The organism is Komagataeibacter sp. NFXK3 (assembly GCF_054182245.1).
Genome location: NZ_JAPIVJ010000006.1, coordinates 98,271 through 124,031, shown reverse-complemented (window position 1 = coordinate 124,031; position 25,761 = coordinate 98,271). Strand labels below are relative to the sequence as shown.

Genomic DNA, 25,761 nt, shown 5'->3' with positions numbered 1-25,761 from the left:
TGGTGTCTACCGGTGGGGTGGGGGATTCGCCAGAAGGGAACGCCGCCTTTTTGAAAAAAGGCGGCACCCGAGAATTTTTACCCGTTGTTTTTAAAATGCTTTTACGCCTGTCGCTTACGCCCCAGCCGCCGTCTGACCGCGCCAAGGGCGAGCCGCAGGTCGGTCACCCCCAGCACGTGCAGCGCCACGAGATACAGCCCCACGCCCAGCCCGATCAGCACGCCCACATCCACAATCCGCATGACCGGGCCTGCCGTCATGGCATGGCCCAGCGGCGTATGACCAAGCAGGGCCACGCCGCCCGCCATCAGCCCGGCACAGCCCACCATGCCCGCAAGCTGGCGCAGCAGGCCCGGGTCAGGCACGAGTGCGCCGCGCCGCAGCAGGATGAAGGCCAGAACGCCCGCATTGACCATGGCGGCCACGCTGCTGGCCAGAGGCGGGCCGATATGGGCCAGCCAGTGCATGAAGCTGATGTTGAGAATGAAGTTGAGCGCCAGCGTGCCCATGCCCACAAGCACCGGTGTGCGTGTGTCGCCGCGCGCGAAGAAGCCGGGCGAGAGCACCTTGACCAGCACGAAGGCGGGCAGCCCCAGCGCATAGGCCCGCAGCGACTGCGCGGCCAGCACCGCGTCATGCGCCGTGAACTGCCCGTGGCCGAACAGCGCCATCATCACCGGAGCCGCCAGCACCAGCAGGCCGGCGGCGGCGGGCAGGGTCAGGATCAGGGCATAGGAAATGGCGCGGTTCTGCACGCCATGGGCCCCTGCCTCGTCATCGGCGGCAAGGTGGCGGGTGAGCACGGGCAGCAGCGTGGTGCCCGCAGCAGCGCCGAGCACGCCCAGCGGCAACTGGTTCACCCGGTCGGCAAAATACATGAGCGACACGCTGCCCGCGGGCAGCAGGGTGGCGATGATGGTATCGACCAGGAAGTTGATCTGGGTAATGCCGCTGCCCACCAGCCCCACGCCCATGCGGGCCAGCAGCGTGCGGATGCGCGGCGTAAGGCACGGCATGACCAGCCGCAGCCGCATGCCCGCCCGGCTTGCTGCATAGAGCAGGATGCTGAACTGCACCACGCCCGAGGCGCTCACCCCCCAGGCTGCGGCATGGGCCACGTCGCCCGTAAAGGGCGGCAGGAGCAATATGGCGGCGATGCCCACCACGTTAAAGCTGACATAGGCGGCAGCGGCCACGCCGAATTTGTGCATGCCGTTGAGCACGCCCGAAACCAGCGCTGCCCCGCAGATCATGAGCAGGTAGGGAAACGTGATGCGGCTGAGCGAGATGGCCAGCGAATCGCGCACATCCCCATGTGCGAAGCCCGGCGCGATCACGCGCAGCACGCCAGGCATGAAGATCTCGCCCAGCACGGTCAGCAGCAGGAGCCACGACAGCAGCACGCTCATGGTCTCGCTGGCGAACTGCCGTGCCGTATCCTTGCCCTCGCGCTCGAGCTGGGAGGCAAACAGCGGCACGAAGGCGGCGTTGAGCGCGCCCTCGCCAAACAGGCGGCGGAACATGTTGGGCAGGCGGAACGCGATCTGATACGCATCCTGCGCCGCCCCCGTGCCCAGAAGGGCTGCCAGAAGCTGGTCGCGCACCAGCCCGAGCACGCGGCTGATCATGGTCCAGCCGCTTACGGTCAGGAAGCCCTTCAGCATGCCTGGGGGCGTGCCATGGTATCCATCAGTGATCCATCACGGCGCGTTCGACCGCCATGCGCACGCGGCGCGATTCGGGCGAGGTGACGCAGGTGAACCAGTTGGCCAGGTTGCCGTCGCGCCCGATCAGGTATTTGTAGAAATTCCAGCGTGGCAGCGACAGGAATCCCCCCTCGCGCGCCAGCCAGCGAAACAGCGGAATCGCCTGCTGGCCCTTCACGTGGCTCTTGAGCGTGAGCGGAAAGGTGACGTTGTAGTTGCGCTGGCAGAATGTGCCGATCTCGGCAGGGGTGGTGAGTTCCTGGTTGCCGAAATCACCCGATGGCACGCCAATCACCATCAGGTCATGGCTGCGCCATGTGGTCCACAGGCTCTGCAGCCCCTCATATTGCGGGGTGAACCCGCATTTCGAGGCCGTATTGGCAATCAGGATCGGCTTGCCCCGCAGTGTGCCGAGGTCAATCTCGGAGCCATCCAGGGTGGGGAGTTTAAAATCGTAGATCGTGGTCATGGAATGCTCGGTCTCGTATGCGCGCCGGAATGATCCGATTGCAGGCTAGCACGCCGGGGTCAAGCTGCCTGTTTGCAAATGTGTAATGTGGCCTGCGCTCCGGTCAGGCGAATTCATGCCCCACGGGCCGGGCCATAAGCGCGGTTGCTGCCTGCGCCATGTCGATCTCGCCCGCCAGCAGGCTGGCTACCGTGGCGATGACGGGCGTGCTGACCCCGTGCGCCTGCGCCAGAAGGTGCAGGGCGGGGGCCGTAGCCATGCCTTCGGCCACGCCCTCAAGGGCTGCTGCCGCCTCCCGCGCGGGCATGCCCTGGCCCACGGCCAGCCCCAGCCGGTAATTGCGCGAGGCCGCCCCCGTGCAGGTGAGCAGCAGGTCGCCGATCCCCGCAAGGCCGGACAGTGTTTCCACCTTGCCGCCCAGCGCGTGCGACAGGCGGGCAAGCTCGGCAATGGCGCGGGTAATCAGCCCCGCGCGGGCGTTCTCGCCCAGTTTCGCGCCCATGGTGGCCCCTGCGGCAATGGCCACCACGTTCTTGGCGGCCCCCCCAAGCTGCACGCCGGTCGGGTCATCGCTGGCATAGAGCCGGAAGGCGGGCGTGGTCAGCAGGTCGGCCAGCCTGCGGGCCTGCGCGCGCTCGGCGCTGGCCAGCACGGCGGCGGCGGGCAGGCTTGCTGCCACCTCATGCGCGAAATTGGGGCCGGACAGCACGCCAAGAACGCTATGGGGAAACACCTCGCCCAGCACCTGCAACGGCATGAGGCCGGTGCCCTGCTCGATGCCCTTGCAGCACGCGATCATCGGTGCGCAGGGGTGCAGCGTGCTGGCGATCGTGCGCAGGTGCTGCATGGGGCAGGCCAGCAGCATCAGATCCGCCTGGTGGGGCAGGGTATCGGTGACCGTAATGGTTTCAGGCAGGGCGAAGCCGGGCAGGCGTGGCATGACCCTTCCTGCCGAGAGGGCGGCGGGATTGCGCGCCCACAGCGTGACATGTGCGCCCGCGCGGGCGGCCTGCAGCGCCAGCGCCGTGCCCCAGGCGCCCGCGCCGATGACGGCGATGCGTTTGGTGTGGGTCATGATGTGCGTTCTCCGCAGGTGTGTGTGCCGTAAACCGGCCTTCTGTCATGTGCCTAACCGCAATGCGGCGCGCGGGGTTGCCGGGCAAGGGGACGGGCGGGTCTGTATCTGATAAAGGTTTCTGGTGAAGCTTTTTTCCAAAAAGCTTCAAAAGACGTCCCCTTTTTGAAAAAAGGCGACACCCAAAAACTTTTATCTTTTAAGACGTGGCCTCGATCGGATCTGCGGTCATGCGCTGCGCCATCTCCGCCAGCGGCCAGCGCGGGCGCGGGCGCAGGGCGATGTCGTCGGGAATGGGCAGGCCCGCCGCGCGGCGCGCGCGCATGGTTTCGATCGCGGCCCATGCCACCATTACCGCGTTATCGGTGCACAGCCTGAGCGGAGGGGCGGCAAAGGGCAGGTCGTGGCGGGTGGCGAACTGCTGCAGGCTGGCCCGCAGCACGCCATTGGCCGCAACGCCGCCTGCCACCACCAGCGTGGTGGGGCGCTCCATCATTTCCAGCGCATGGCCAAGGCGGTCGATCACGATGTCGCTCACCGCCTGCTGGAAGCTTGCGGCAATATCGGCGGCTTCCTGCCGGGGCAGGGCGGTGCGCACTTCGGCGGGCAGTTTCTGCGCCACGGCGGTTTTCAGGCCGGAGAAGGAGAAATCACAGCCTGGCCGGCCCATAAGCGGGCGCGGCAGGGGCACCGCGCGCGGGTCGCCCTCACGCGCCAGTGCCTCCACCGCAGGGCCGCCCGGCCAGCCAAGGCCGAGCATCTTGGCCACCTTGTCAAATGCCTCGCCCGCCGCGTCATCAATCGTGCCGCCCAGCCTGCGGTAATGGCCCACGCCTTCCACCGCGATGCACTGGCAGTGCCCGCCTGATACCAGAAGGAGCAGGTAGGGAAATGGCGCGCCATTCTCCGCCACGCCGGGCAGGCGGGCGGTGAGCGCATGGGCCTCGATGTGGTTGACGGCAATGAAGGGTTTATCAAGTGCTATGGCCATGCCCTTGCCCATGTCGGCACCCACGATCAGCCCGCCAATCAGCCCCGGCCCGCAGCTTGCGGCAATGGCGCCGAGCTCGCGGGGCTGCATGTTGGCCTTGGCCAGCGTGTCGCGCACCAGTGCGGGCAGGGCGGCAAGGTGGGCGCGGGCGGCAATTTCGGGCACGACCCCGCCAAATGGCACATGGCCGGATTGCGTTAATGTCGTTTCTGCCACGATCTGGCCGTCTGTCGCCACGATGGCACAGGCGGTGTCATCGCACGAAGATTCAATGGCCATAACGGGAGTTGGCAGATCGGGTGGGGTCTGGTCGCTGGCGTGCATGGCGTAATTTACAATCCGGATGTGTCGATTGTCATCTTTCCTTTATCGCGATGCGGTAATAGACACGCGATATGGAGTCCGCAAAGCCATCCGCCCCGTTTCCATCGTCCGCGCTACAGAAAGTCGCGGCCGAGGCTGCTGCACGCCAGCGAAAGGAAGCCACCCATACCGAACCCCACCGGCGGCAGCTGCCGCTGAAGGTCGGCACGCGGGCCTCCCCGCTGGCGCTGGTGCAGACGCGCGCCTTCCTGACGGTGCTGACCCGCTTCTGCCCCGTCCTGCGCGACATGGGCGCGTTTCAGGAGCACCAGATCAGCACCACGGGCGACCAGGTGCTCAACCGCAAGCTGGCTGAAATTGGCGGCAAGGGCCTGTTCGCCAAGGAAATCCATGAGGCGCTGCTTGATGGACGGATCGATTTTGCCGTCCACAGCCTCAAGGATCTGGAAACCACGCTGCCGCCGGGTCTGGTGCTGGCCTGCACGCTCAAGCGCGAGGATGCGCGTGATGTGCTGATCCTCGGCCCCGGCTGTGGCGAGCCTGATCCGGCGGACCCGTATGCCGTTCTGCCGCAGGGTGCGCTGGTGGGCTGTGCCTCGGTGCGGCGGCAGGCGCAGATGCTGCATGTGCGCCCCGACCTGAAATTCGGCCTGCTGCGCGGCAACGTGCAGACACGCCTCGACAAGCTGGCCGCGCGCCAGTGCGATGCAACGCTGCTGGCCTATGCCGGGCTGCGCCGCCTTGGCATGGAAGACCGCGCCGACGTGATCCTTGACCCCACCATCATGGTGCCAGCGGCGGGGCAGGGCATTGTGGGCGTGACCGTGCGCGAAAGCGACGTGGAACTGCGCGAACTTCTTTCCGCCATCGAGGATTACGAGGCCCGCGCGGTGGCCACCGCCGAGCGTGCGCTGCTGGCCGAGCTTGATGGTTCGTGCCGCACCCCCATTGGCGGTTACGCGCGGCTGATCCCGGTCGTGGCCGGTGGCGCACCGGAACTGCACCTGACCGGGCTAGTGGCGCGCGAGGACGGCTCCTTCCTGCTCAAGCGCTCGATCAGCGGCGCGCCGTCCGATGCAGCCCGTCTGGGCCGTGACCTGGGCCGCAGCCTGCGGGCCGACAGCCCGGCTGATATTTTTGCCGAAAGCGCCTGATCCGCCCGACACTTCCGTTGCGCGTGACGGGGTGATCATTACCCGCCCCCCGCCGGGCCTCGCCCCCACCGTGGCGGCGGTGGCCGGGCTGGGGTGGCGGCCCATTGCAGCTTCCATGCTGCATGTCGCGCAGCTTTCCCTTGCCCCGAACACCCCCCGGCCCGATGCCCTCGTGCTGACCAGCGGGCAGGCCATCGCCGCCATCAATCGCCCCGAATGGCATGATGTGCCCTGTTACGTGGTGGGTCATGCCACAGGCGAGCGGGCGCGTGCGGCCGGTTTCAGGCATGTCGTTACGGCAGCTGGCACGGCGGATGATCTGGGTGCGCTGCTGCGTGCGGCCCTGCCCGTGCGTGGCCTGCTGCTGCTGGCCGTGGGGCGTGGCTATGGGGATGACATGGCGCAGGCGCTGCGTGCGGCGGGGTTTCGCGTCATCAGGCGCTGTGTCTATGCGGTGAGCCCCGAACAGCGTCTGCCCGCGCAGGCTGCGCAGGTGCTGGCGGCGGGGCAGGTGGCGGCGATCCTGTTCTATTCCACCCGCACGGCGCAGGCTTTTCTTGCGGCCCTCAGTGCTGCGCAGGCCGCGATGCTGGGGCAGGTGGTGGCGGTGGCCATGTCAGATGGCGTGGCGTCAGCCCTGGCCTGTGGGCCAGCATGGAGGGCCGTGCGCGTGGCAGCCCGGCCGGATCAGGCCGCCATGCTGGCCTGCCTTGGCAAAGCCCGCTGAGCAGCACGCCCGGAAAAGTTTTTGGAGAAGCTTTTTTCAACCCGCAAGGGAATGGCACGAACCATGAAAAAAGGCCGGGAGCCAATGCCCCCGGCCTTTTGCCAGTAACCGCCAGAAGGATCAGGCGTGGCCCGGCGTCTGGTCAAACGAGTTACGCTTGGCCTGCCACAGCGCCACGAAGTCGATCGGCTGCAGCACCACGGGCGGGAACCCGCCATCGCGCGTGACTTCGCTGAGGATGTTGCGCACATAGGGGAAGATCAGGCGCGGCACTTCAACAAGCAGGATCGGCTCGACCAGCTCGGCGGGCGGGTTGGTCAGGGTCACGATGCAGGCATAGGCCAGCTCGGCAATGAATACCGGACGCCCCTGCGGGCCACCTTCCTGCTGCGGCGGCTCGCTGGCCTCGGTCTTTACGGCCAGGATCACCTCAAACACCATCTGGTCGGGTTCCAGACGGTTGGCCTGCACATCAATGTTGACCGAAATCTGCGGGTTGGTGCGCAGTGTTGCGAAGATCTCCGCCCCGGCGGGCACTTCGAACGAAAGGTCCTTGATGTATTGCAGGTTGATCGCCAGCGGCTGCGCCGGGGGGGCGGTCTGGTCGTTTTCAGGGGTGGGCGGCTTGGTCGTGTCGGACATGCTTGTCTGTATTCCCCACAAGAGAGACGCAAAAAGATTTAAGGGTACCGTATCCTCTGGCCGTAGCATGGGTATGCAGGTGATGCCATACCAGCTGCCGGAATTTTAACGCCCGTCGCGCATTGTGCTGGCTCCGGGCGTTGCCTATGTTGTAGCGCAGGGTAATCTTTGGCAGGCTGGCTCGCCTGCGGTAATGGACGCGCGGCATGAATTTTTCTTTTGGTCATTTTCCGCTGGATCTGATTGTTCTGGGGCTGGTGGCTGTCTTTCTCGTGCTGCGGCTGCGCAGTATCCTTGGCCGCCGTGTCGGTGCCGAGCCGACCCCGCGCCCCGTGGCGCCGCCGCCCATGGCCCCCACCGCAGTGCCGGCAACGCCCGAGCCGCCCCCGCCCGCCGTGACCTATGACATTCCCACGCCCGATACGCGCGTGGGTGGCGTGCTGGCCCGCATTGCCGCACTCCAGCCCGATTTTACGCCAGACGGGTTTGCCAAGGGCACGGAGACGGCCTTTCGCCAGATCGTGACCGCCTATGCGGCAGGCGACCTGAACACGCTGCGCACGCTGCTGACCGCTGCCACCTTCACGGCGTTCGAGTCCGCGATCCAGTCGCGCCAGCAGGCGGGCGAGACCCTGCGTAGCGAAATCCGCGATATTACCGATATCGCGATCATCGGCGCGGATATCGACGAGACGACAGGCCCCAATCCTGTCGCTCATATTGAAGTGCGCATCGTGTCCGACCAGATCAGCGTCACGCTGGATGGCAACGGCCAGCCCGTGACGGGCATAGATGCCGTGACCGAATTCTCCGACCTGTGGGTGTTCGAGCGCCTGCTTGGCGTAAATGGTGATGGCTGGCGGCTTGGGGCAAGCCGCAGCGCGTAAGGCAGATGAACGGCCTTACTTTCATCAATAAAGTCATGATAAATACATCTTTATGAAAGTGTTCAAGCGTATCGCGCCGTTGTGCGCCGTTGTCGCCCTGTGCGGGTGTCATATGGAGTCCCCCACGCTGGGGGCGAAGGCACCTTCTTCCCATGCCCGCGCACTCTCGTTCAGCAAACTGCCCGGCTGGCAGGACGATGCCCTCGAAGAGGCGCTTCCCGTCTTTCTGGCTGAGTGCCACAAGATCGAGAGCCTGCCGCCTGAAAGCGGGCTGGGTGGTGACCCTTCGGCGCATGCGGGCCATCAGGTGGGCGACTGGCAGGCCGCCTGCACGGCAGCCCGTGCGGTGCCGACCGGCGACCGGGCGGCGGCGCGGGCATTTTTCGAGCAATGGTTCGTGCCCACCCGCATGGCCGCGGGCAAGCGCGCGGGCGGCATGCTGTTCACCGGTTATTTCGAGCCCGAGATCCGCGGCTCCCTGCGCCGTGGCGGCATTTACCAGACCCCCGTCTACCGCAGGCCGCCTGACCTGGTGCGCCAGCGTGATGCACAGGGCAATGTGGTGACCGGGCGGTTGCATGACGGGCAGATCGTGCCCTACTGGACCCGTGCGCAGATCGACGGCGGCGCGCTGGCGCATGAAAAGCTCGAACTGCTGTGGCTGGCCGATCCGGTTGACCTGTTCTTCCTGCAAATTCAGGGTTCAGGGCGTGTGCGCCTGCCCAATGACGAGATAGTCCGCCTTGGCTTCGATGGCCTCAATGGCCAGCCTTACGTGCCGCTGGGCCGGGCCATGGTGGCGCAGGGCCTGATTGGCAGCGATGACATCAACATGGCCTCGATCCGGGGCTGGCTGGAAGCGAATCCGGGTCAGGCGCGGGCGGTGATGGAGCAGAACCCCAATTACGTCTTCTTCCGCCAGCTGCCTTCCGACAGCCCGCTGGCCGGTGCGCCGGGCGCGCTGGGCGTGCCGCTCACGCCGGGGCGCTCCATGGCGGTCGACCGCTCTTACATTCCGTTGGGAAGCCCGGTATGGGTGCAGGCGCAGGTTCCGGTTGCAGGCCACCTGGCGGCGTGGAACCGGCTTGATTTTGCGCAAGATCTGGGTACCGACATCAAGGGACCGGACCGGGCCGACCTGTATATGGGCTGGGGGCCGGAGGCGGCGCAGGCGGCGGGAAACCTGCATTCACCCGGCCAGATGATCCTGCTGGTGCCCCGCAGCGAACCGGGGCGGGAAAAGAAGCACAGGCATAAACACAAACACTAGGTCCGCCCTGGGCGGAGTTAAGAGCGTAGCAGCATCATGACAGGGCGACCCCGCGCGGGGCAGGTTTCCGCATCCACACCCCGCCTGCCGCGGACTGTCCGTTACACCGAGGGGCCGCACCTGCTCGTGCGCGGTGACTGCCTGCGCGCGCTGCGCCGCATGGAAGCCGATAGCGTGGATGTGGTCGTGACCTCGCCGCCCTATAATATCGGCCTGAAATACCGCACCTATCGCGACCGGCTGGAAGAGGACGGCTATCTGGACTGGATGGTCGAGATCGCGCGCGAGGTGCGCCGCGTGATGCGGCCCGATGGGTCGTTCTTCCTCAACGTGGCCGGGTCATCAGCCCAGCCCTGGCTACCGTTCGAACTCATGGTGAGGCTGCGCGAGCTGTTCGTGCTGCAAAACCATATTGCATGGGTCAAGTCGATCTCGGTCGGTACCGACACGCATGGCCACTTCAAGCCGGTCAACAGCCACCGTTACCTCAACCGTAACCATGAGCACCTGTTCCACCTCACGCGCGGGGGTGATGTCGGGCTGAACCGGCTCAATATTGGCGTGCCCTACATGGACAAGTCCAACATCGTGCGCCGTGGCCACCGCCAGGACCGGCGCTGCCGGGGCGATACGTGGTTCATCCCGTATGAGACGGTGCAGGGCAAGGCGCAGAAATTCCATCATCCCGGCACGTTTCCCGTGCTGCTGCCACAAATGTGCATCCGCCTGCATGGCAAGAGCGCGCCGGTGGTGCTCGACCCCTTCATGGGCACGGGCACCACGCTCGTCGCCGCCGTGCGCGAAGGGGGGCAGGGCATCGGAATTGATCTGGATACCATCTATGTCAATGTGGCCCGGCAGCGCGTGCGGCAGGCTATGGCGGCGGCTGAGGCTGGCACGGGCGGGATGGATGATCGAAATTCTTGATCGTTTTCATTAAAACGATTGTTTTGACAAATAATCCTCCGATCGACCAGAACATCCGCAGGCCAAGCGAAAGGGTTTTGCATGTCGATAAGGAAGATGGTTGCGGCGGCAGTGGTGGCAGGTGGCGTGGTATATGGCGGTACGGTCGCCTATCTCACCCATTTTGACCATGCAACCGCGCCCGCCCCTGCAGGCGCGGGGGTGGATGCGGTGTCACGCGCCGCACTGGATGTAGTGCGCGAGGCGCGGTGCGATTACTGCCACGCGGCCAAGGTCGAGCTGCCGTTCTACTTCCACCTTCCCGTGGCGCAGCCGCTCATGAGCCGCGACCGTGCCGAGGGGCTGCGCCACTTCCGCGTGGAGCCGGTGATCGACGAGCTGCAAAATGGCAGCGTGCCCGATGAGGAAAAGCTGGCCCGCATCGAGGAAGTCATCAACCAGAACCGCATGCCCCCCACGCTGTACCTGCTCATGCACTGGCATGCCCATCTTTCCGCCAGCCAGCGCGAGAGCATGCTGAACTGGATCGCGCAGGTGCGCCGCCAGCATTACGCCACCGCCGGCGTGGCCGAGCGCTTTGCCGCCGAACCCGTGCAGCCCATTCCCGAATCCGTCACGGTGGATGCCAACAAGGTGGCGCTGGGCCAGCGCCTGTTCTTTGACCGCAACCTGTCAGGTGATGAAAAGTCGAACTGTGCCTCCTGCCACAGCCTGCAGCATGGCGGCGTGGACGGGCTGGTCACGGCCACCGGCATTGGCGGCCAGAAGGGGCCGATCAATGTGCCGACGGTGTTCGATGCGGGCTTCAGTAAATGGCAGTTCTGGAACGCGCGCGCCGATACGCTGGCGCAGCAGGCGGCGGGCCCGGTCATGAACCCGGTCGAGATGGGGTCACATGACTGGAGCGCCGTGGCAGACCGCCTGCGCGCCGACCCGACCTACGCGCCTGCGTTCGCGGCCGCCTTTGGCAGCGATACGATTGACGAGACCACCATCACCAACGCCATTGCCGAATATGAAAAGACCCTGATCACCCCCGACAGCCGCTTTGACCAGTATCTGAAAGGCGATGACGCGGCGCTGAACACGCAGGAAAAACATGGCTACGCGCTGTTCAAGCAGGTGGGCTGTTCTGGTTGCCATACCGGCCCGTCCATGGGTGGGCAGGCGCTTGAGCCGATGGGGCTGGAAGGCGATTATTTCGCGGCCCGTGGCGGCAAACTGACCGATGCCGACAGGGGGCGCTTTGAAGTCACCCACGACCCGGCCGACATGGAGCGCTTCAAGGTGCCCAACCTGCGCAACATCGCGCTGACCGCGCCCTACTTCCATGATGGCAGCGTCAAGACGCTGGATGACGCCGTGCGCAAGATGGCGCGTTACCAGACGCCGGACCATGACATGTCCGAGCAGGACGTGGCGGATATCGTGTCCTTCCTCAACACGCTGACCGGGCGCTACCAGGGCGAGACGCTGCGCAACACCACGCCCTGAGTTGCCTGATAAAAAATGACTGATGTTTACGGGTGCCGCCTTTTTTCAAAAAAGGCGGCATTCTTTTTGCGCGGGCGCCATGCCTGAAAACATGGACCTTGCGGGCGCGGTATGATTCTATGCGCGCAGGCCACCGGCCCGCAGAAAGGAATCATACCGTGAGGCAGCGCAGACTGAACGAGGAGGAACAGGCCCTGTGGGCGGCCTTCGCGCAGGGTATCGCGCCGCTACGGATCGCGCCACGCCACACGGGCCAGACCCCACCTGCAGCTCCGCCGCCCTCCGTGCCGCCCGAGGCCGACCGGCCGGGCATGAGCCGGGCGGCCATCATGCAGCGCCTTGCACAAGGCGGCGTGCATGCGGTGCACCAGACCGCCAGCCATAGCCTGACGGTGCAGAAGGGAAAGGGCGGCGCATTCGAGATCGGTGTGCGCAGGCCGGGGCTGGATGACACAAGCTGGCGCGGGCTGGTGAGCGGCAAGCTGCGCCCCGAGCGCAGGCTGGACCTGCACGGGCAGGTGGCACAGACGGCGTTCCACCGCCTGCACGGCTTTCTCATTCAGGCGCATGCCGACAACGTGCGCTGTGTCGAGATCATTACCGGGCTGGGCAGCGGCCATCATGGCGGCATCCTGCGGCGCGAGCTGCCCTTCTGGCTGGGGCGCGGCGATCTGGGTCGCCTGATCCTGGCCGTGGTGCACCCGCATGCGGCCAATCAGGGTGCCGTGCGCGTGCTGCTGCGCAGGCCGGGCCGCGGCGTGTACCGCTAGAGCCGCCCCGCCGCCGCGCTGCTCAGCCCAGCCGCCAGCTGGGCAGGTTGGCGGCCAGCCAGCGGCGCAGGGTCATGATGCTTGAAGTATCGCCCGAGATCTGCCGCAGCGCCTCGGTTGCGTCCGTGCCGGTGAGCAGCGTGCGGCCCGCATCATGCATCGTGGCCTGCAGGGTGCCATCATGCAGCGCCTGCGTGGTGGCCGCCCGCCACCGCGCCAGCGTGGCCGATGAGGTCAGCATGGGCAGCACCAGCGCCAGGTCCACGCCCGCGGCCCCCGCCAGCGGCCTGAGTGCTGCATGCAGCAGGCTGTTCAGCGCCGAGCGCGCATCCTGGCGCAGCCGGTCTTCCATGTTCATGATTGTCTGGCCGGGCAGGCTGACGGTGCCGGGCCGGTCGGTCAGGGCAAACAGGGCGGGGCAGCCAGCCTGCGCCAGCGTGCTGGTCAGGGCCGCCGTCTCGGGCGTGCCCAGCGGGTCGGTAATCTGGATGACATCGACCTGGTTGTCGCGCAGGGCGGCGGCGGCGGCCTGCGGCGTGGCCAGGCCCGTAACCGGTATGGGCCGCAGCCCGAACAGCGTCATGGCCAGCACGGTGGGCAGTTCGATTCCGGTCAGAGTCGAGACGGCAATGCGCACGGGCCGGTCTCGCATGAAGCTGCCAAGGCTGCGGTGCAGCTGCGTGCGCCCGATCACGATGGGCACCGTCAGGCTGAGCAGCAGCGGCAGCCAGCGGCTGTAGTCGAAATGGATGCGCGGATCGCCGCACAGCGAGGAGACGAGCGCCGAGCCGGGAGCCGCCAGCGCCATCATGCCATCGGATGCGAACTGGGAATCGAACAGGTTGGCTCCCGTTACCCCGTCCTGCCCCACCGTATCGCGCACGCCAAGCGGGGTGGGCAGGCCAAACCCCTGGCCAAGGGCCGTGGGCAGGATGGGACTCCACCGTTCCGCCATGGCGCTGTGGCTGCCCGCCATGAGCAGCCCCGGCGTGCCGGTGGGAAGCTGGGGCAGGCGCTCACGCGGGAGCTCCGAGGCCCATGCCCCCCATGGCAGGGCGGCCCCTGCGGCCACAAGGGCCATGAAAGCCCGGCGGTTGATCATGGCTGGCGCCGCCGGTGGGGCCAATGCCCTGGCCGCCCGCCATCGGCCCATGCCGCAGGGGGGCGGGTGGGCTGGTCAGGGCGGGGCAGGGTGCGTGGAACGGGCATGGCGGCTATTCTTATGGCCAGTGGACCTCCGGGGGAAGGCTCATGAGGATGGCTTCGGTGTTTCCGCCGGTCTTGAGGCCAAAAATCGTGCCACGGTCATGCAGCAGGTTGAACTCGACATACCGCCCGCGCCGGACAAGCTGCGCCTTGCGCTGCTCGGGCGTCCACGGCTCCATCATGCGGCTGCGCACGATGTCGGGATAGGTTTCCAGGAAGCCGAGCCCCACATCGCGGGTGAACGCGAAATCGGCATCGAGGTTGCCGGTATTGAGCCGGTCATAGAAAATGCCGCCCAGGCCTCGCGCTTCATCGCGGTGGGGCAGGTAGAAGTACCTGTCGCACCATTCCTTGAAGCGGGGGTAATATTCGGGGTCATGCTTCTCGCATGCCTTGCGGAACCCGTCATGAAAGCGCGCGCCATCGCTGATGGCCTCGGCACTTTCGGGGAACATGGGGGTAATGTCGCCGCCGCCGCCAAACCAGCCCTGCGTGGTGATGATCATGCGGGTGTTGAAATGGGCCGCGGGCACCAGCGGGCTGCACATATGGGCGACGAGGCTGATGCCGGTGGCGAAGAAGCGCGGGTCTTCCGACGCGCCGGGAATCGAGTCGCGGAAGCCGGGGCTGAACACCCCGCTCACGGTGGAGACATTGACCCCTACCTTTTCAAACACGCGCCCGCGCATGAGGCTGATCACGCCGCCGCCGCCGGGCGTGCCATCCTCATTGGTGCGCGACCACGGCTTGCGCTCGAAGCGGCCCGCTTTTTCCTTGCCGGGCAGGGTGGGCGTGCCGGCGGCCACGGCCTCATCCTCGATCTGTTCAAAGGCCGTGCAGATCCGGTCGCGCAGGGTTTCAAACCAGGTCCGGGCGGTGTCCTTCAGTGCGTCGTGGGCGACGGGGGTGCGGGAAATTGTCATGCTCGTCTCATTTAGCCCGTTCTGGTCGTTCGCGATGGATATTACGGGTGCCCGTTTGTTCCACTTATTGCAAGACGGGTGATTGCAAGACTGGTCGCGCTGCCGCTAGGAAGGAGGCCAGCCCCGGCAGGAATGCGGGGGGATACGGAAATTAGGGCGGGAACGTAGCTGACATGCATGAACCGGGTCATCGGCAGGGCGGGGCGCATCCCCGGCGCATCATGTTACGCCGTGGCCTGCTGTTCGGCGGGTTGCTGGCGGTCATGCCCATGGGCAACGGGGCCAGGGCGCAGCCGCATGACTACCGCGAGCCGCCCCGCCAGCACTGGAGCTTTCAGGGGCCGCTGGGGCATTTCGACATGGCGGCCGTGCAGCGTGGCTATACGGTGTATGCCCAGGTCTGTTCCGCCTGCCACGGCATGCAGGCCGTGACCTATGGCGACCTGGCCGGGCTGGGGCTGAAGGAGGCCGATGTCAATGCGCTGGCCGCCAGCCACCACATTCCGGCGGGGGTGGATGCAGGCGGCCACCCGGTCACCCGGCCTGCCAACATGGATGACCACCTGCTCTCCCCCTACCCAGATGCGCATGTGGCGGCGGCCGCCAACCATGGCGTGGTGCCGCCCGACCAGTCGCGCCTTGCCGTGGTGCACCCCGGGGGGGTGGACCGCATCTATGCCTTCCTGACCGGTTACGGCCAGACCCCGCCCGCGGGCACGGTGGTGCCGCCGGGCACGTTCTATAACCCGTACGCCGCCAACGGGCAGATCGCCATGCCGCCGCCCTTGTATGAAGGCGGCATTACCTACCCCGATGGCACGCCCGCCACGGTCGAGCAGCAGGCGCGGGATGTCACGACCTACCTGGCCTGGGTGGCCAGCCCGCACCTGACGGCGCGCCACCGCGCAGGCGTGGGGGTGATCGTGTTCCTGCTGATCCTGCTAGTATTTTCCATCTGTCTGAAACGGAGAACGTGGTCCAATGTCCACTAACGCTGCCACCGGCGAGCAGATCGAGCCGGTTATCGGCCTGATCGGCGGGTCCGGCCTGTATGATATCGAAGGCCTTGAGGACAAGGAATGGCGCACGGTCGAGACCCCGTGGGGCAAGCCGTCCGACCAGCTCCTGTTCGGCCGGCTTGATGGCGTGCGCTGCGTGTTCCTGCCGCGCCATGGCCGAGGCCACCCGCTGCCGCCCTCGCGCCTGAACTACCGCGCCAATATCGATGCGCTCAAGCGCTCGGGCGTGACCGATATCGTCTCGCTCTCGGCAGTCGGCTCGCTGAAGGAAGAACTGCCACCGGGCCACTTCGTGGTGATCGACCAGTTCATCGACCGCTCGTTCGCGCGCGAGAAGAGCTTTTTCGATACCGGCTGCGTGGCCCATGTCGGCATGGCCGACCCGCTCTGCCCGCGCATTGGCGACGTGCTTGAGGGCCAGTGCCGTGAACTCGGGCTGGACGTGACCCGTGGCGGCACCTACCTGGTCATGGAAGGCCCGCAGTTCTCCACCCGTGCCGAGAGCAATCTCTACCGCTCATGGGGCTGCTCGGTGGTGGGCATGACCAACATGCCCGAGGCCAAGCTCGCCCGTGAGGCCGAGATCTGCTACGCCACCGTCGCCATGGTCACCGATTATGACTGCTGGCACGACGACCATGACAGTGTCACGGTCGATGCGGTGGTCAAGGTGATGCAGCAGAATGCCAGCCGCGCGCGTGCGCTCGTGCGTTCGGTCATCCCCAAGCTGGGTGCGAAGCGTGGCCCCTGTTATGCAGGCTGCGATCGCGCGCTCGAGCACGCCATCATCACAGCCCCCGAAAAGCGTGATCCGGCGCTGCTCAAAAAGCTGGAAGCCGTTGCAGGCCGCGTGCTCAACCGCGGTTAAAAAACAGCCTTGAAAAAACAGAAGTTTTGGGTGCCGCCTTTTTTCAAAAAGGCGGCATTCTTTTTGGCTGTTACAGCCAGTGCTCGAAAAAGCTCAGCGTGCGCTGCATGGCCAGGGTGGCGGCGGCCTCGTTGTAGGACGGGCGATCCGTGCAGCCAAAGCCGTGATCGGCCCCCTCATAGGTAAAGATCTCGATCTCTTCATGCGCAGCGCGGATGGCGTCCACGTCATCTGCCGGGATATGGGGGTCTTCCGCGCCAAAATGCAGTTGCACGGGGCAGTTGGGCACCTGGCTGCGGGTCTCGGCAATGCCGCCGCCATACCATGCCACGGCCGCGGCGAACGCCCTGGTGTGGCAGGCCGCTTCCCACGCCAGCTTGCCACCCCAGCAGAACCCCACGATGCCCTTCTTCTCGGTTGTCAGCACGTCAGCCGCGGCCACGAGGTCGCGCAGCGCGTTCTCCTGCCCCACCTCGGCACGCAGCTTCAGCCCTTCGTGCATGCCCGTGCTGTCATACGGCAGGATGGCATCGCGCCGCGCGCGGTCGAACAGGGCAGGAGCAATGGCCTGATAGCCCTGAGCGGCAAAGGCGTCGCACACCGCGCGGATATAGGGGGTGACACCAAATATCTCCTGCACCACCACCACGGCGCGCGCCGCATCGGGCCGACCGGCCCGATAGGCGGAAAATTCATGCCCGTCCGCTGCTGTAACGGTTATGACTGCGCCCATGGTTTTCACTCCATTCTTTCCTTCATTGCGTGGCAAAGAATGATGCGGCCTGCCCTGACGTCAATATGAAACCCGCGTGAGGGACGACTTTATGAGAATTCCTTCCCATGAAGCCCCGCGCTGGCGGGCTGCACGATGGAATCGGCACGGCAGGGTGTCATGCATTGTGGGGAGGGCTGTTGCGCCGCTTTTGATGGGGGGCGAAGCACTCCATTAATCGATTGATATTCAATCATAAAATAAGGATTTTTGCCCGGAGTGCCTTTTGCGCGCGAATTCTGCGCCGTCTCGCTGTGCGCCATTCTTGACACCTGTGGGGGGGCTACCTATCTGGTGTTTAGCACTCTCACGAGGGGAGTGCTAACGCGATGCGGCCTGGCGCGCGCGCCAACCGGTGGCGTTGCTTGATTCAAGGGCGTTACCTTTAGAAGATTTGGAGCGATCCATGACGAAATTTCGTCCCCTGCATGACCGAGTGGTCGTCCGTCGCCTTAAGAGCGAGGAAAAGACAGCAGGTGGTATCATCATCCCTGAGACCGCCAAGGAAAAGCCGATGGAAGGCGAGGTGATCTCGGTGGGCGCAGGTGCCCGTAACGAGCAGGGCCAGATCGTGGCCCTCGACGTGAAGGCGGGTGACCGCGTCCTGTTCGGCAAGTGGTCGGGCACGGAAGTGACGATCAACGGTGAAGAACTGCTGATCATGAAGGAAAGCGACATCATGGGCGTGGTCGCCTGACCCACCCGCGCTTTCCGCACCGGGTAACCTTTTAAAAAACCTTTCCATACGGAGAAGAGAACAATGGCAGCCAAGGACGTAAAGTTCGGCGGTGAAGCCCGCCAGCGCATGCTGCGTGGCGTGGACATTCTGGCCGATGCAGTAAAAGTGACGCTCGGCCCCAAGGGTCGTAACGTCGTGCTCGACAAGAGCTTCGGCGCACCGCGCATCACGAAGGATGGTGTCTCCGTCGCCAAGGAAATCGAACTGGCCGACAAGTTCGAGAACATGGGCGCGCAGATGGTCCGTGAGGTCGCCTCCAAGACCAACGATATCGCAGGCGACGGCACCACCACGGCAACCGTGCTGGCACAGGCCATCGTGCGCGAAGGCGCCAAGGCCGTTGCCGCTGGCATGAACCCGATGGACCTCAAGCGCGGCATCGACAAGGCGGTTGGCGTTGTCGTTGAAGAGCTGAAGAAGAACGCCAAGAAGATCACCACGCCTGCCGAGACCGCACAGGTCGGCACGATTTCCGCCAATGGCGAGCATGAAATCGGCGAGATGATCTCCAAGGCGATGCAGAAGGTCGGCTCCGAGGGCGTGATCACGGTGGAAGAGGCCAAGGGCCTGCACACCGAGCTCGACGTGGTCGAGGGCATGCAGTTCGACCGTGGCTACATCTCCCCGTATTTCGTGACGAATGCGGAGAAGATGACCGTCGATCTGGACAGCCCCTACATCCTGATCCACGAGAAGAAGCTCTCCTCGCTCCAGCCCATCCTGCCGCTGCTTGAGGCCGTTGTGCAGTCCGGCCGCCCGCTGCTGATCATTGCCGAAGACGTCGATGGCGAAGCGCTGGCGACCCTGGTGGTCAACAAGCTGCGTGGTGGCCTGAAGATCGCCGCCGTCAAGGCGCCGGGCTTTGGTGACCGCCGTAAGGCGATGCTGGAAGACATCGCGATCCTGACCGGTGGCCAGGTCATCAGCGAAGACCTCGGCATCAAGCTCGAGAGCGTTACGCTCGACATGCTGGGCACCGCCAAGAAGGTGCACATCGACAAGGAAAACACCACCATTGTCGAGGGTGCGGGCGCAGGCGAGGCCATCAAGGGCCGTTGCAGCCAGATCCGCGCGCAGATCGAGGAAACCACCTCCGACTACGACCGCGAGAAGCTGCAGGAACGCCTGGCCAAGCTGGCAGGCGGCGTTGCCGTGATCCGCGTGGGTGGTTCCACCGAGATCGAGGTGAAGGAGCGCAAGGACCGCGTGGACGACGCCCTGCACGCAACCCGTGCGGCTGTTGAGGAAGGCATCGTTCCCGGTGGTGGCACGGCGCTGGCCCGCGCATCGACCAAGCTCGGTGGCCTGCACTTCCATAACGACGACCAGCGCGTCGGTGCGGACATCATCCGCAAGGCCCTGCAGGCACCGCTGCGCCAGATCGCCCACAACGCGGGCGAAGACGGTGCGGTCATCGCTGGCAAGGTGCTGGAAAACGACACCTACACCTTCGGTTTCGATGCCCAGATCGGCGACTACAAGGATCTGGTGGAAGCCGGCATCATCGACCCGATGAAGGTCGTGCGCACGGCGCTGCAGGATGCGGCATCGGTCGCGGGCCTGCTGATCACCACCGAGGCGATGGTTGCCGAGCGCCCCGAGAAGAAGCCCGCGGCACCGGAAGGTGGCATGGGCGGCATGGGTGGCATGGGCGGCATGGATTTCTGATCCAGGCACCTGCGCACCCCGGCCCCAAGCTGCAGCACGGGGCCGGATGCCAGAATAAAAAAAGGGGGAAGGGCCATTGGCCTTTCCCCCTTTTTTCATGGCCAGTGCGTACCATCATGTCGGGATCATTTGACACGGGTGCCCATTTCATGCTGCCCCTATGGGTGCACGAACGGCGTGGAAGTGGCAGGGTGTTTTCCGGATGCCCCGTTTTTTCATGGCGGTAAAGGCACACGCGCCCGGATTGCCGGTATTAGGACCGGCAAGGATGGCGCTGGAGAAGAGACTGGCTATGGCTACCGGAAAAGTAAAATGGTTCAACGCAACCAAGGGTTTTGGCTTCATCATGCCTGATGATGGCGGCAAGGACGTGTTTGTGCACATCACGGCGGTGCAGGCTGCTGGCCTGCGTGGCCTGAACGAGGACCAGGCGGTCAGCTACGACATCGCCATGGAGCGTGGCAAGGCTGCCGCGACCAACCTCAAGGCGCTTTAAGGCGTCTGCCCCCCGCCCCGCGCGGGGAAGGGCAGGGAGACACGATCAGGAAAGCTGGTCCGCGGATATATCCTGCGCCTGCAGGAAGGCCGTGATCTCCCGCGCCGCCGCACTCAGCCCGAGGCGGCGTACCGCCACCCCTTCGGGGAAGGCGGAAAGCAGGCGTGAAGGGGTGCGCCGGTCCAGCAGGACGAACACCCCCCTGTCCTGCCTGCTGCGGATCAGGCGGCCAAAGGCCTGGCGCAGGCGCAGGCGGGCAATCCTGTCATCAAAGCGCCCCGGCGCGCCGCCAGACAGGTGAATGCGCCGCTCACGGTGCAGGATATCGGGTCGCGGCCACGGCACGCGCTCGAAGGCGACAAGACGCAGGGCCTCGCCCGGCACATCCACCCCATCGCGCATCGCATCCGTGCCCAGCAGGCAGGCATTGCGCTCGCTGCGCATGATATCGACCAGCGTTGCGTTATCCATCGGGTCCACATGCTGGGCAAAGAGCGGCAGGCCCGCTTCCTCCAGCGGGGTCACGATGCGGCGGTACACCTCGCGCAGGCGCGAGATGGCGGTAAACAGCCCCAAGGCTCCCCCACCCGATGCCATGAACAGCGTGCGGTACGCCCCGGCAAGGGCTGCCGGGTCATCATGCGCCACGTCGGTAATGATGAAGGCGCGGCTCTGGCGCGCGTAATCAAACGGGCTGGGGAAGGAGGCGCGTATGGCGGGCGAGGGCAGGTGGATTGCGCCTGACCTTGCCTCGGCGGCATCCCATGCGCGTTCGGCGTTGTCATTGGTGTTGTCCTCGCCGCTTTCGTCGCGCAGCGTGGCGGATGTGACCAGCACGCCATGCGCGGGGGCTGCCAGCACGCTGGCGAACGGAATGGTGGGGTCCAGCCAGTGGCGGTACAGCCCCACGTCGCGCTCGCCGGGGTTCTGGCCCTCACGCCGGTCCATGCGGATGTAATCGATATATTGCGGCGTTTCGCCCCCCGTGGGCGGCTCGTTTGCCTGCATGCTGCCCAGCATGGCGCACCAGCCATCCACCCGTGAGAGCGCGCGGCGGCGGATGGAGCGGATGGCGGCGGCAATGCGCTCGCGCATGGGGGTGTCGAGCCAGTCGGCCTCGGTTTCCAGCGCCTCGTCAAGGCGGGCGACCAGCGTGCGCAGGGGCTCGGCCAGCCGCCTTAACGCCCGTTCCAGCGCCTGTGCTGCCTCATGCAGCGATTCGGGCATGGGGTACAGGTCGCATTCGCTGTCGCTGCGGCGCGCGCCACCCTCGGGGCTGCCCTGCGTGCGGGCAAGTACCTGCTGGCGCAGTTCATGCAGCAGCGCCTCGGAGGGGTTGGACAGCACCGGCTCCTCCCCCTCGATGGGCACGCGGGCTGCCCGGTGCACCGGGTCAAGGGCCGCGAGGCGCGCCGACCAGCCTGGTGCGGGCAGGGCGCGGGCGGCCATCAGCGCGGTATCAAGCGGGGTTTCGATGCGGGGGATGTTGGCCAGCAGGTCTTCAAGCCGGCGCCGCAGGCCGCGCGCGCGTGAGCGGGCCCCTTCGGCGCCGAGCAGCCAGCGCCGCAGTTCGGCCGCCTCCAGCCCTGAAAGCTCAAGGGCGAAGGCGCTGTCCGCCGCATCGGCAATATGGTGGCCCTCATCCATGATGTAGCGGGTGGGGGTGTTGTCCTCGTTGCTGGCCCCGGTGCCATCAAGCGCATGCCATGCTGCCTGCGACATGACGAGTGCATGGTTGGCAATCACGAGGTCTGCCGTGCGGGCGCGGCGGATGGAGTGCTCCACCATGCATTGCTGGTAATGCGGGCAGGCCCCGTGGATGCATTCGCCCCGCCGGTCGGCAATGCCGGTCAGCAGCCCGCGCCCGAACAGGTCGGCAAACCAGCCGGGCAGGTCGCCGCCAAACAGGTCGCCATCGAGCGTATGCGCCGCCCACAGCGCTACCAGCGCCAGCCCGATGAGGGTGCCATCGCCCGCCTGCCCGCGTGAGAGCGCGATGTTCACGCTCTCCTCCATGTTGAGCAGGCACAGGTAGTTCTCGCGCCCCTTGCGCACCACCACATGGCTGCGGCGCACGGCGGGGTCGGGGTAGAGCCGGGCCAGTTCGGCTTCGATCTGGCGTTGCAGGTGGCGGGTATAGGTACTGATCCAGACAGCGCCGCCGTTGCGGCGTGCCCAGATATTGGCGGGCGCTACGTAGCCCAGCGTCTTGCCGGTGCCGGTGCCGGCCTCGGCCAGCACCATGTGCGGGTCGCCCTGTGTGGCGCGTGGCGTGAAGGCGCGGGCGGCGATGTGGCTGAACGCCTCCTGCGCCGGGCGGTGCTCGGCTCCCTCGCCAATAATCTCGCGCAGATGCGCCTGTGCTTCCTCCCCGCTTACCGGGTGGGCGGCGGGTGCAGGGCGTGGGGCGGTTTCCTCCCATTTGGGCAGGCGGGTCCAGACCTTGAGCGCCTCGTTGGGCTGGATCATGCCCGCGGGCAGCTTCCCGTCATCCTTCAGGCCGAGTGCCGCGCAGACCGATGGCCCCCACGCCCACCCCGCCTTGCGCATGCGCCACGCAAGGGCTGCGCGGATGCCGCCCTCGGGCGTGTTGCGCAGGCGGGCGATGTGGCCGAGCATCTCGAACGCAAGGTCGGGCAGCAGGTCGGCCTCGGGGGTTTCGAGCCTGTCCGCCCCGAGCCCCAGCGCCATGCCCAGCCCGCGTGCGGTCGGCGGCGCTGTATGGGCAGGCAGGGTGAAGGCGAACAGTTCGAGCAGGTCCAGCCACGGGCAGGGCCGTGGCGGGGGCGGCAGGTCGAGCCTGCGCGCGATGGCGGGCGCGTGGATGACCATGGGCACGGGCCACTGCGGCAGTTCACGGCGGATGTCGGGGGCCTGCAAGGACAGGATTTCCCCATCCGGCGTAAGCACCGACCAGGCGCCGTGCCGGGGAAGGATCGCCGGGGCGCTGTCCGGCAGGGGCGGGGTGTCTGGCATGGTCGTCAATGATATAGGGTACAAGCGGGCAGATGTCGCCCGCCGTGTGTCATGCCATTCTTATTGCTGTACCCCGGGGTGTGGAATAGGATGGATTGACCCGTGCCCTTCCTGTCCATAGCTTGCCGGTCCATGTCAGAACAGCATCCTGCCCTTATCTCGCCCCTTCCCAAGTCCTGGCCGTTCGAGGAGGCCGCCAAACTGTCCGCGCATGTTGGCGCGCGCGCGGTTACGGCCGATAAACCCGTGCTGCTGGAAACCGGCTATGGCCCGTCCGGCCTGCCGCATATCGGCACGTTTGGCGAGGTGGCGCGCACGTCATGGGTCAGGCAGGCGTTTATGAAGCTGACCGGCCTGCCCACGCGGCTGCTGGCCTTCTCCGATGATATGGACGCCCTGCGCAAGGTGCCCGAGAACGTGCCCAACCAGGAAATGCTGCGCCAGTATATCGGCAAGCCGCTCTCGCGCGTGCCCGATCCGTTCGGCACGCATGAATCCTTTGCCGCCCACAACAATGCCCGTCTGCGCTCCTTCCTTGATGGCTTCGGGTTCGATTACGAATTCGCCTCCTCCACGCAGTATTATGAAGGCGGGCGTTTTGACGCGGCGCTGAAGCGCGTGCTTGAGGTGCATGACCAGATCGTGGCCGTGATCGCCCCGACGCTGGGCGAGGAACGCCGCGCCACCTATTCCCCCGTGCTGCCCATCCACCCGCGCACCGGCCAGGTGATGCAGGTGAAGATGGACGCCATCGACCCCATTGCTGGCACCGTGCGCTGGACCGATGAGGAGGGCGAGACCTTCGAGACGCCGGTCACCGGCGGCCACGCCAAGATGCAGTGGAAGGCCGACTGGGCCATGCGCTGGTATGCGCTGGGCGTCGATTATGAAATGTCGGGCAAGGACCTGATCGACAGCGTGCGCCTTTCTGGCAGGATCTGCCGCATCCTTGGCGGCCAGCCGCCCGCGGGCCTGACCTATGAGCTGTTCCTGGACCAGAACGGGCAGAAGATTTCAAAGTCCAAGGGCAATGGCATCTCGGTCGAGGAATGGCTGCGCTATGCCCCGCCTGAAAGCCTGGGCCAGTACATGTTCAACGCGCCGCAGCGCGCCAAGCGGCTGTTCTTTGATGTCATCCCCAAGGCGACGGATGAATACCTGGCCCATGTCGGCAAGGCCCGCGCCATGGAGCCTGCCGACCCGGCACTGCTGACCAACCCGGCATGGTTCATCCACAAGGGCGCGATCCCGGCCGATGCGGGCAGCCCGGTCACGTTCGGCATGCTGCTCAACCTCGCCTCGGTCGCCAATGCCGAGACGCCGGATGTGCTGTGGAAGTTCATCCAGCGCTACGACGCCGGTGCCACGCCCGAAAGCTGCCCCATGCTGGCGCGGCTGGTGGAATACGCCATCGTCTACTACGCCGATTTCGTGCGCCCCACCAAGCAGTACCGCGCGCCGGATGCGCATGAGCGCAAGGCGCTGTCTGATCTCGCCCAGGCCCTGCGCGGCATGGAAGGCGGCGATGTCAGCCCCGATGCCTGCCAGAACCTCGTGTTCGAGATTGGCAAGACCCATGGCTTCGAGCCGCTGCGCGCGTGGTTTGGCTGTCTGTATGAAGTGCTGCTGGGCCAGAAGGAAGGTCCGCGCTTTGGCATCTTTGTCGCCCTCTATGGCGTGGCGGAAACCGTGGCCCTGATCGAGGCTGCCCTGACCCGCGCCGAAGGAACGGCGGCCTAAGAGCCTGAATCAGAAAGCGGTTTGATTGATTTTTCGCAGAACTCTGCGGATATGGGCAATCATCAACCACGCGTGGGATGACGAGATTGTTGCCTCGACATCCTTCGTGAGGCGACGGCAGCGTCCGAGCCATGCAAAGCTGCGCTCCACGATCCAGCGTTTGGGCAGGACGACGAAGCCTTCGGCCCGATCGCTACGCTTGACGATCTCGATCGTCCATCGGCCGAGTTCAGCCAGCGCACCACGCAACTTCTCGCCGGCATACCCGCCGTCACCGATCAGATGGCGAAGCCAGGGAAACAATGAGCGTATTCTGGTCGCTACCAGCGGCGCGCCATCACGATCCTGAATGTCGGCGGGATGCACGACGGCTGCCACGACATGACCCAGCGTATCGGTCGTGATATGCCGCTTGCGGCCCCTGATCTTCTTGCCCGCGTCATAACCGCGTGGACCGCCGTTTTCAGCAGTTTTAACCGACTGGCTGTCAATAATGCCTACCGAAGGCGTGGCGTCTCGCCCGTCCTGCTCACGCGACAGGATCACGAGAATATGGTTTATCGCTTCCCATCGTCCCTCGCGGATCCAACGGTAGAAATAGCCCTGCACGGTCGTGAAGGCGGGAAAATGACGAGGCAATTGTCGCCACTGGCAACCCGTAGTGACGATATAGAGGATCGCCTCCATGACCCGGCGCAAATCCGTACGTCGTGGTCTCCCCAGTCGTTTCTTCTCGGGCATCAAAGGCGCAATCAGCGCCCACTCCGCATCGCGAAGGTCGCTTGCATACTCCAGGTCGTCCCGGCGATACTGCGCGCGGGTGATTTCAGTCCAGGCCATCTTGATCTCATCAGGTTATCGCAAACCCATGAATCATAATCCACTGAAATCACTCAACTCATTTTCGGTCAGACACTA

Annotated in this window: 23 protein-coding genes; 13 read left to right on the top strand and 10 right to left on the bottom strand. The window is 65.5% G+C overall.

Features of this window, described 5'->3' with window-relative positions; genetic code table 11:
* Window positions 1-101 precede the first annotated feature (101 nt).
* From murJ to tsaD, 4 genes are all read right to left on the bottom strand, one after another.
* Window positions 102-1,664, bottom strand: a complete 1,563-nt coding sequence (gene murJ, locus OQZ28_RS08605; protein ID WP_458135826.1) for a murein biosynthesis integral membrane protein MurJ — start codon at window positions 1,662-1,664, stop codon at window positions 102-104.
* 25 nt (window positions 1,665-1,689) lie between these two features.
* Entirely contained in the window at window positions 1,690-2,175 is a 486-nt protein-coding gene (locus OQZ28_RS08600) for a glutathione peroxidase (RefSeq protein ID WP_130730047.1), read from the bottom strand.
* 103 nt (window positions 2,176-2,278) lie between these two features.
* Window positions 2,279-3,250, bottom strand: a complete 972-nt coding sequence (locus OQZ28_RS08595) for an NAD(P)H-dependent glycerol-3-phosphate dehydrogenase (protein WP_130730046.1) — start codon at window positions 3,248-3,250, stop codon at window positions 2,279-2,281.
* Between the two features lie 199 nt (window positions 3,251-3,449).
* Window positions 3,450-4,565, bottom strand: coding sequence for a tRNA (adenosine(37)-N6)-threonylcarbamoyltransferase complex transferase subunit TsaD (tsaD, locus tag OQZ28_RS08590; RefSeq protein ID WP_458135825.1), 1,116 nt, complete (start codon window positions 4,563-4,565; stop codon window positions 3,450-3,452).
* Between the two features lie 71 nt (window positions 4,566-4,636).
* Between tsaD and hemC the strand changes: the two genes are divergently transcribed.
* Window positions 4,637-5,719, top strand: a complete 1,083-nt coding sequence (gene hemC, locus OQZ28_RS08585; protein ID WP_130730044.1) for a hydroxymethylbilane synthase — start codon at window positions 4,637-4,639, stop codon at window positions 5,717-5,719.
* The gene (locus OQZ28_RS08580; protein ID WP_458135824.1) at window positions 5,703-6,446 is read left to right on the top strand and encodes a uroporphyrinogen-III synthase; all 744 of its coding nucleotides are present in this window, start codon (window positions 5,703-5,705) and stop codon (window positions 6,444-6,446) included. Before hemC ends, OQZ28_RS08580 begins: the two co-directional genes overlap by 17 nt.
* Before the next feature lie 120 nt (window positions 6,447-6,566).
* Here the strand turns inward: OQZ28_RS08580 and secB are convergent, their stop codons facing one another.
* The gene (secB, locus tag OQZ28_RS08575) at window positions 6,567-7,088 is read right to left on the bottom strand and encodes a protein-export chaperone SecB (protein WP_061272495.1); all 522 of its coding nucleotides are present in this window, start codon (window positions 7,086-7,088) and stop codon (window positions 6,567-6,569) included.
* A gap of 206 nt (window positions 7,089-7,294) precedes the next feature.
* Here secB and OQZ28_RS08570 point away from each other — a divergent pair, with 206 nt between their 5' ends.
* The 5 genes from OQZ28_RS08570 (at window position 7,295) to OQZ28_RS08550 (ending at window position 12,436) form a co-directional block, all read left to right on the top strand.
* Entirely contained in the window at window positions 7,295-7,975 is a 681-nt protein-coding gene (locus OQZ28_RS08570) for a Tim44/TimA family putative adaptor protein (protein WP_458135823.1), read from the top strand.
* Between the two features lie 52 nt (window positions 7,976-8,027).
* A complete protein-coding gene (mltA, locus tag OQZ28_RS08565) occupies window positions 8,028-9,245 on the top strand; it encodes a murein transglycosylase A (RefSeq protein ID WP_458135822.1) in 1,218 nt (405 codons plus the stop codon).
* Window positions 9,246-9,281: 36 nt separating this feature from the next.
* Window positions 9,282-10,172: a DNA-methyltransferase gene (locus tag OQZ28_RS08560; RefSeq protein WP_458135821.1), complete on the top strand. Its 891-nt coding sequence runs from the start codon at window positions 9,282-9,284 to the stop codon at window positions 10,170-10,172.
* Between the two features lie 81 nt (window positions 10,173-10,253).
* Window positions 10,254-11,666, top strand: a complete 1,413-nt coding sequence (locus OQZ28_RS08555) for a cytochrome-c peroxidase (protein ID WP_458135820.1) — start codon at window positions 10,254-10,256, stop codon at window positions 11,664-11,666.
* Window positions 11,667-11,824: 158 nt separating this feature from the next.
* Complete coding sequence (locus OQZ28_RS08550; RefSeq protein WP_458135819.1) at window positions 11,825-12,436, top strand: Smr/MutS family protein; 612 nt, start codon at window positions 11,825-11,827, stop codon at window positions 12,434-12,436.
* Window positions 12,437-12,458: 22 nt separating this feature from the next.
* Here the strand turns inward: OQZ28_RS08550 and OQZ28_RS08545 are convergent, their stop codons facing one another.
* Window positions 12,459-13,538, bottom strand: coding sequence for a hypothetical protein (locus OQZ28_RS08545; RefSeq protein WP_458135818.1), 1,080 nt, complete (start codon window positions 13,536-13,538; stop codon window positions 12,459-12,461).
* Between the two features lie 118 nt (window positions 13,539-13,656).
* Window positions 13,657-14,565, bottom strand: a complete 909-nt coding sequence (hemF, locus tag OQZ28_RS08540) for an oxygen-dependent coproporphyrinogen oxidase (RefSeq protein ID WP_130730037.1) — start codon at window positions 14,563-14,565, stop codon at window positions 13,657-13,659.
* A 173-nt stretch (window positions 14,566-14,738) separates the two neighbouring features.
* On the opposite strand from hemF, the gene OQZ28_RS08535 reads away from it, so the two are divergent.
* Together OQZ28_RS08535 and OQZ28_RS08530 are read left to right on the top strand one after the other, a co-directional pair.
* Complete coding sequence (locus OQZ28_RS08535; protein ID WP_130730036.1) at window positions 14,739-15,557, top strand: cytochrome c1; 819 nt, start codon at window positions 14,739-14,741, stop codon at window positions 15,555-15,557.
* Complete coding sequence (locus OQZ28_RS08530; RefSeq protein ID WP_130730035.1) at window positions 15,547-16,452, top strand: S-methyl-5'-thioadenosine phosphorylase; 906 nt, start codon at window positions 15,547-15,549, stop codon at window positions 16,450-16,452. Before OQZ28_RS08535 ends, OQZ28_RS08530 begins: the two co-directional genes overlap by 11 nt.
* 70 nt (window positions 16,453-16,522) lie before the next feature.
* Here OQZ28_RS08530 and OQZ28_RS08525 read toward each other — a convergent pair whose 3' ends face one another.
* Window positions 16,523-17,185, bottom strand: a complete 663-nt coding sequence (locus OQZ28_RS08525; protein WP_458135817.1) for a dienelactone hydrolase family protein — start codon at window positions 17,183-17,185, stop codon at window positions 16,523-16,525.
* Between the two features lie 445 nt (window positions 17,186-17,630).
* Here OQZ28_RS08525 and OQZ28_RS08520 point away from each other — a divergent pair, with 445 nt between their 5' ends.
* The 3 genes from OQZ28_RS08520 to OQZ28_RS08510 all read left to right on the top strand — a co-directional run bounded on the left by OQZ28_RS08520 (window position 17,631) and on the right by OQZ28_RS08510 (window position 20,127).
* On the top strand, window positions 17,631-17,921 hold the full coding sequence (locus tag OQZ28_RS08520; protein ID WP_078526736.1) for a co-chaperone GroES: 291 nt from the start codon (window positions 17,631-17,633) through the stop codon (window positions 17,919-17,921).
* 63 nt (window positions 17,922-17,984) lie between these two features.
* The gene (gene groL, locus OQZ28_RS08515) at window positions 17,985-19,631 is read left to right on the top strand and encodes a chaperonin GroEL (RefSeq protein WP_078526738.1); all 1,647 of its coding nucleotides are present in this window, start codon (window positions 17,985-17,987) and stop codon (window positions 19,629-19,631) included.
* Between the two features lie 292 nt (window positions 19,632-19,923).
* Window positions 19,924-20,127 carry a cold-shock protein gene (locus tag OQZ28_RS08510; RefSeq protein ID WP_010507660.1) on the top strand — a complete coding sequence of 68 codons (204 nt, stop codon included), beginning with the start codon at window positions 19,924-19,926 and terminating at the stop codon, window positions 20,125-20,127.
* Window positions 20,128-20,172: 45 nt separating this feature from the next.
* On the opposite strand, the gene OQZ28_RS08505 is transcribed toward OQZ28_RS08510, so the two are convergent.
* Entirely contained in the window at window positions 20,173-23,103 is a 2,931-nt protein-coding gene (locus OQZ28_RS08505) for an ATP-dependent DNA helicase (protein ID WP_458135816.1), read from the bottom strand.
* Window positions 23,104-23,235: 132 nt separating this feature from the next.
* Here OQZ28_RS08505 and OQZ28_RS08500 point away from each other — a divergent pair, with 132 nt between their 5' ends.
* Window positions 23,236-24,843, top strand: a complete 1,608-nt coding sequence (locus OQZ28_RS08500) for a lysine--tRNA ligase (protein WP_458135815.1) — start codon at window positions 23,236-23,238, stop codon at window positions 24,841-24,843.
* A 9-nt stretch (window positions 24,844-24,852) separates the two neighbouring features.
* Here OQZ28_RS08500 and OQZ28_RS08495 read toward each other — a convergent pair whose 3' ends face one another.
* Entirely contained in the window at window positions 24,853-25,683 is an 831-nt protein-coding gene (locus OQZ28_RS08495) for an IS5-like element IS1032 family transposase (protein WP_035366909.1), read from the bottom strand.
* Window positions 25,684-25,761: the final 78 nt, after the last annotated feature.

Excerpts from the sequence above, each read along its gene's own strand:
- OQZ28_RS08500 (WP_458135815.1), top strand. The coding sequence starts at position 23,236 with ATGTCAGAACAGCATCCTGCCCTTATCTCGCCCCTTCCCAAGTCCTGG.
- OQZ28_RS08560 (WP_458135821.1), top strand. The coding sequence starts at position 9,282 with ATGACAGGGCGACCCCGCGCGGGGCAGGTTTCCGCATCCACACCCCGC.
- OQZ28_RS08495 (WP_035366909.1), bottom strand. The coding sequence starts at position 25,683 with ATGGCCTGGACTGAAATCACCCGCGCGCAGTATCGCCGGGACGACCTG.
- hemF (WP_130730037.1), bottom strand. The coding sequence starts at position 14,565 with ATGACAATTTCCCGCACCCCCGTCGCCCACGACGCACTGAAGGACACC.
- OQZ28_RS08595 (WP_130730046.1), bottom strand. The coding sequence starts at position 3,250 with ATGACCCACACCAAACGCATCGCCGTCATCGGCGCGGGCGCCTGGGGC.
- OQZ28_RS08505 (WP_458135816.1), bottom strand. The coding sequence starts at position 23,103 with ATGCCAGACACCCCGCCCCTGCCGGACAGCGCCCCGGCGATCCTTCCC.
- OQZ28_RS08545 (WP_458135818.1), bottom strand. The coding sequence starts at position 13,538 with ATGATCAACCGCCGGGCTTTCATGGCCCTTGTGGCCGCAGGGGCCGCC.
- OQZ28_RS08510 (WP_010507660.1), top strand. The coding sequence starts at position 19,924 with ATGGCTACCGGAAAAGTAAAATGGTTCAACGCAACCAAGGGTTTTGGC.
- tsaD (WP_458135825.1), bottom strand. The coding sequence starts at position 4,565 with ATGCACGCCAGCGACCAGACCCCACCCGATCTGCCAACTCCCGTTATG.
- OQZ28_RS08570 (WP_458135823.1), top strand. The coding sequence starts at position 7,295 with ATGAATTTTTCTTTTGGTCATTTTCCGCTGGATCTGATTGTTCTGGGG.
- OQZ28_RS08600 (WP_130730047.1), bottom strand. The coding sequence starts at position 2,175 with ATGACCACGATCTACGATTTTAAACTCCCCACCCTGGATGGCTCCGAG.
- OQZ28_RS08520 (WP_078526736.1), top strand. The coding sequence starts at position 17,631 with ATGACGAAATTTCGTCCCCTGCATGACCGAGTGGTCGTCCGTCGCCTT.
- mltA (WP_458135822.1), top strand. The coding sequence starts at position 8,028 with ATGAAAGTGTTCAAGCGTATCGCGCCGTTGTGCGCCGTTGTCGCCCTG.
- secB (WP_061272495.1), bottom strand. The coding sequence starts at position 7,088 with ATGTCCGACACGACCAAGCCGCCCACCCCTGAAAACGACCAGACCGCC.
- OQZ28_RS08555 (WP_458135820.1), top strand. The coding sequence starts at position 10,254 with ATGTCGATAAGGAAGATGGTTGCGGCGGCAGTGGTGGCAGGTGGCGTG.
- OQZ28_RS08525 (WP_458135817.1), bottom strand. The coding sequence starts at position 17,185 with ATGGGCGCAGTCATAACCGTTACAGCAGCGGACGGGCATGAATTTTCC.
- murJ (WP_458135826.1), bottom strand. The coding sequence starts at position 1,664 with ATGCTGAAGGGCTTCCTGACCGTAAGCGGCTGGACCATGATCAGCCGC.
- hemC (WP_130730044.1), top strand. The coding sequence starts at position 4,637 with ATGGAGTCCGCAAAGCCATCCGCCCCGTTTCCATCGTCCGCGCTACAG.
- OQZ28_RS08535 (WP_130730036.1), top strand. The coding sequence starts at position 14,739 with ATGCATGAACCGGGTCATCGGCAGGGCGGGGCGCATCCCCGGCGCATC.
- groL (WP_078526738.1), top strand. The coding sequence starts at position 17,985 with ATGGCAGCCAAGGACGTAAAGTTCGGCGGTGAAGCCCGCCAGCGCATG.
- OQZ28_RS08530 (WP_130730035.1), top strand. The coding sequence starts at position 15,547 with ATGTCCACTAACGCTGCCACCGGCGAGCAGATCGAGCCGGTTATCGGC.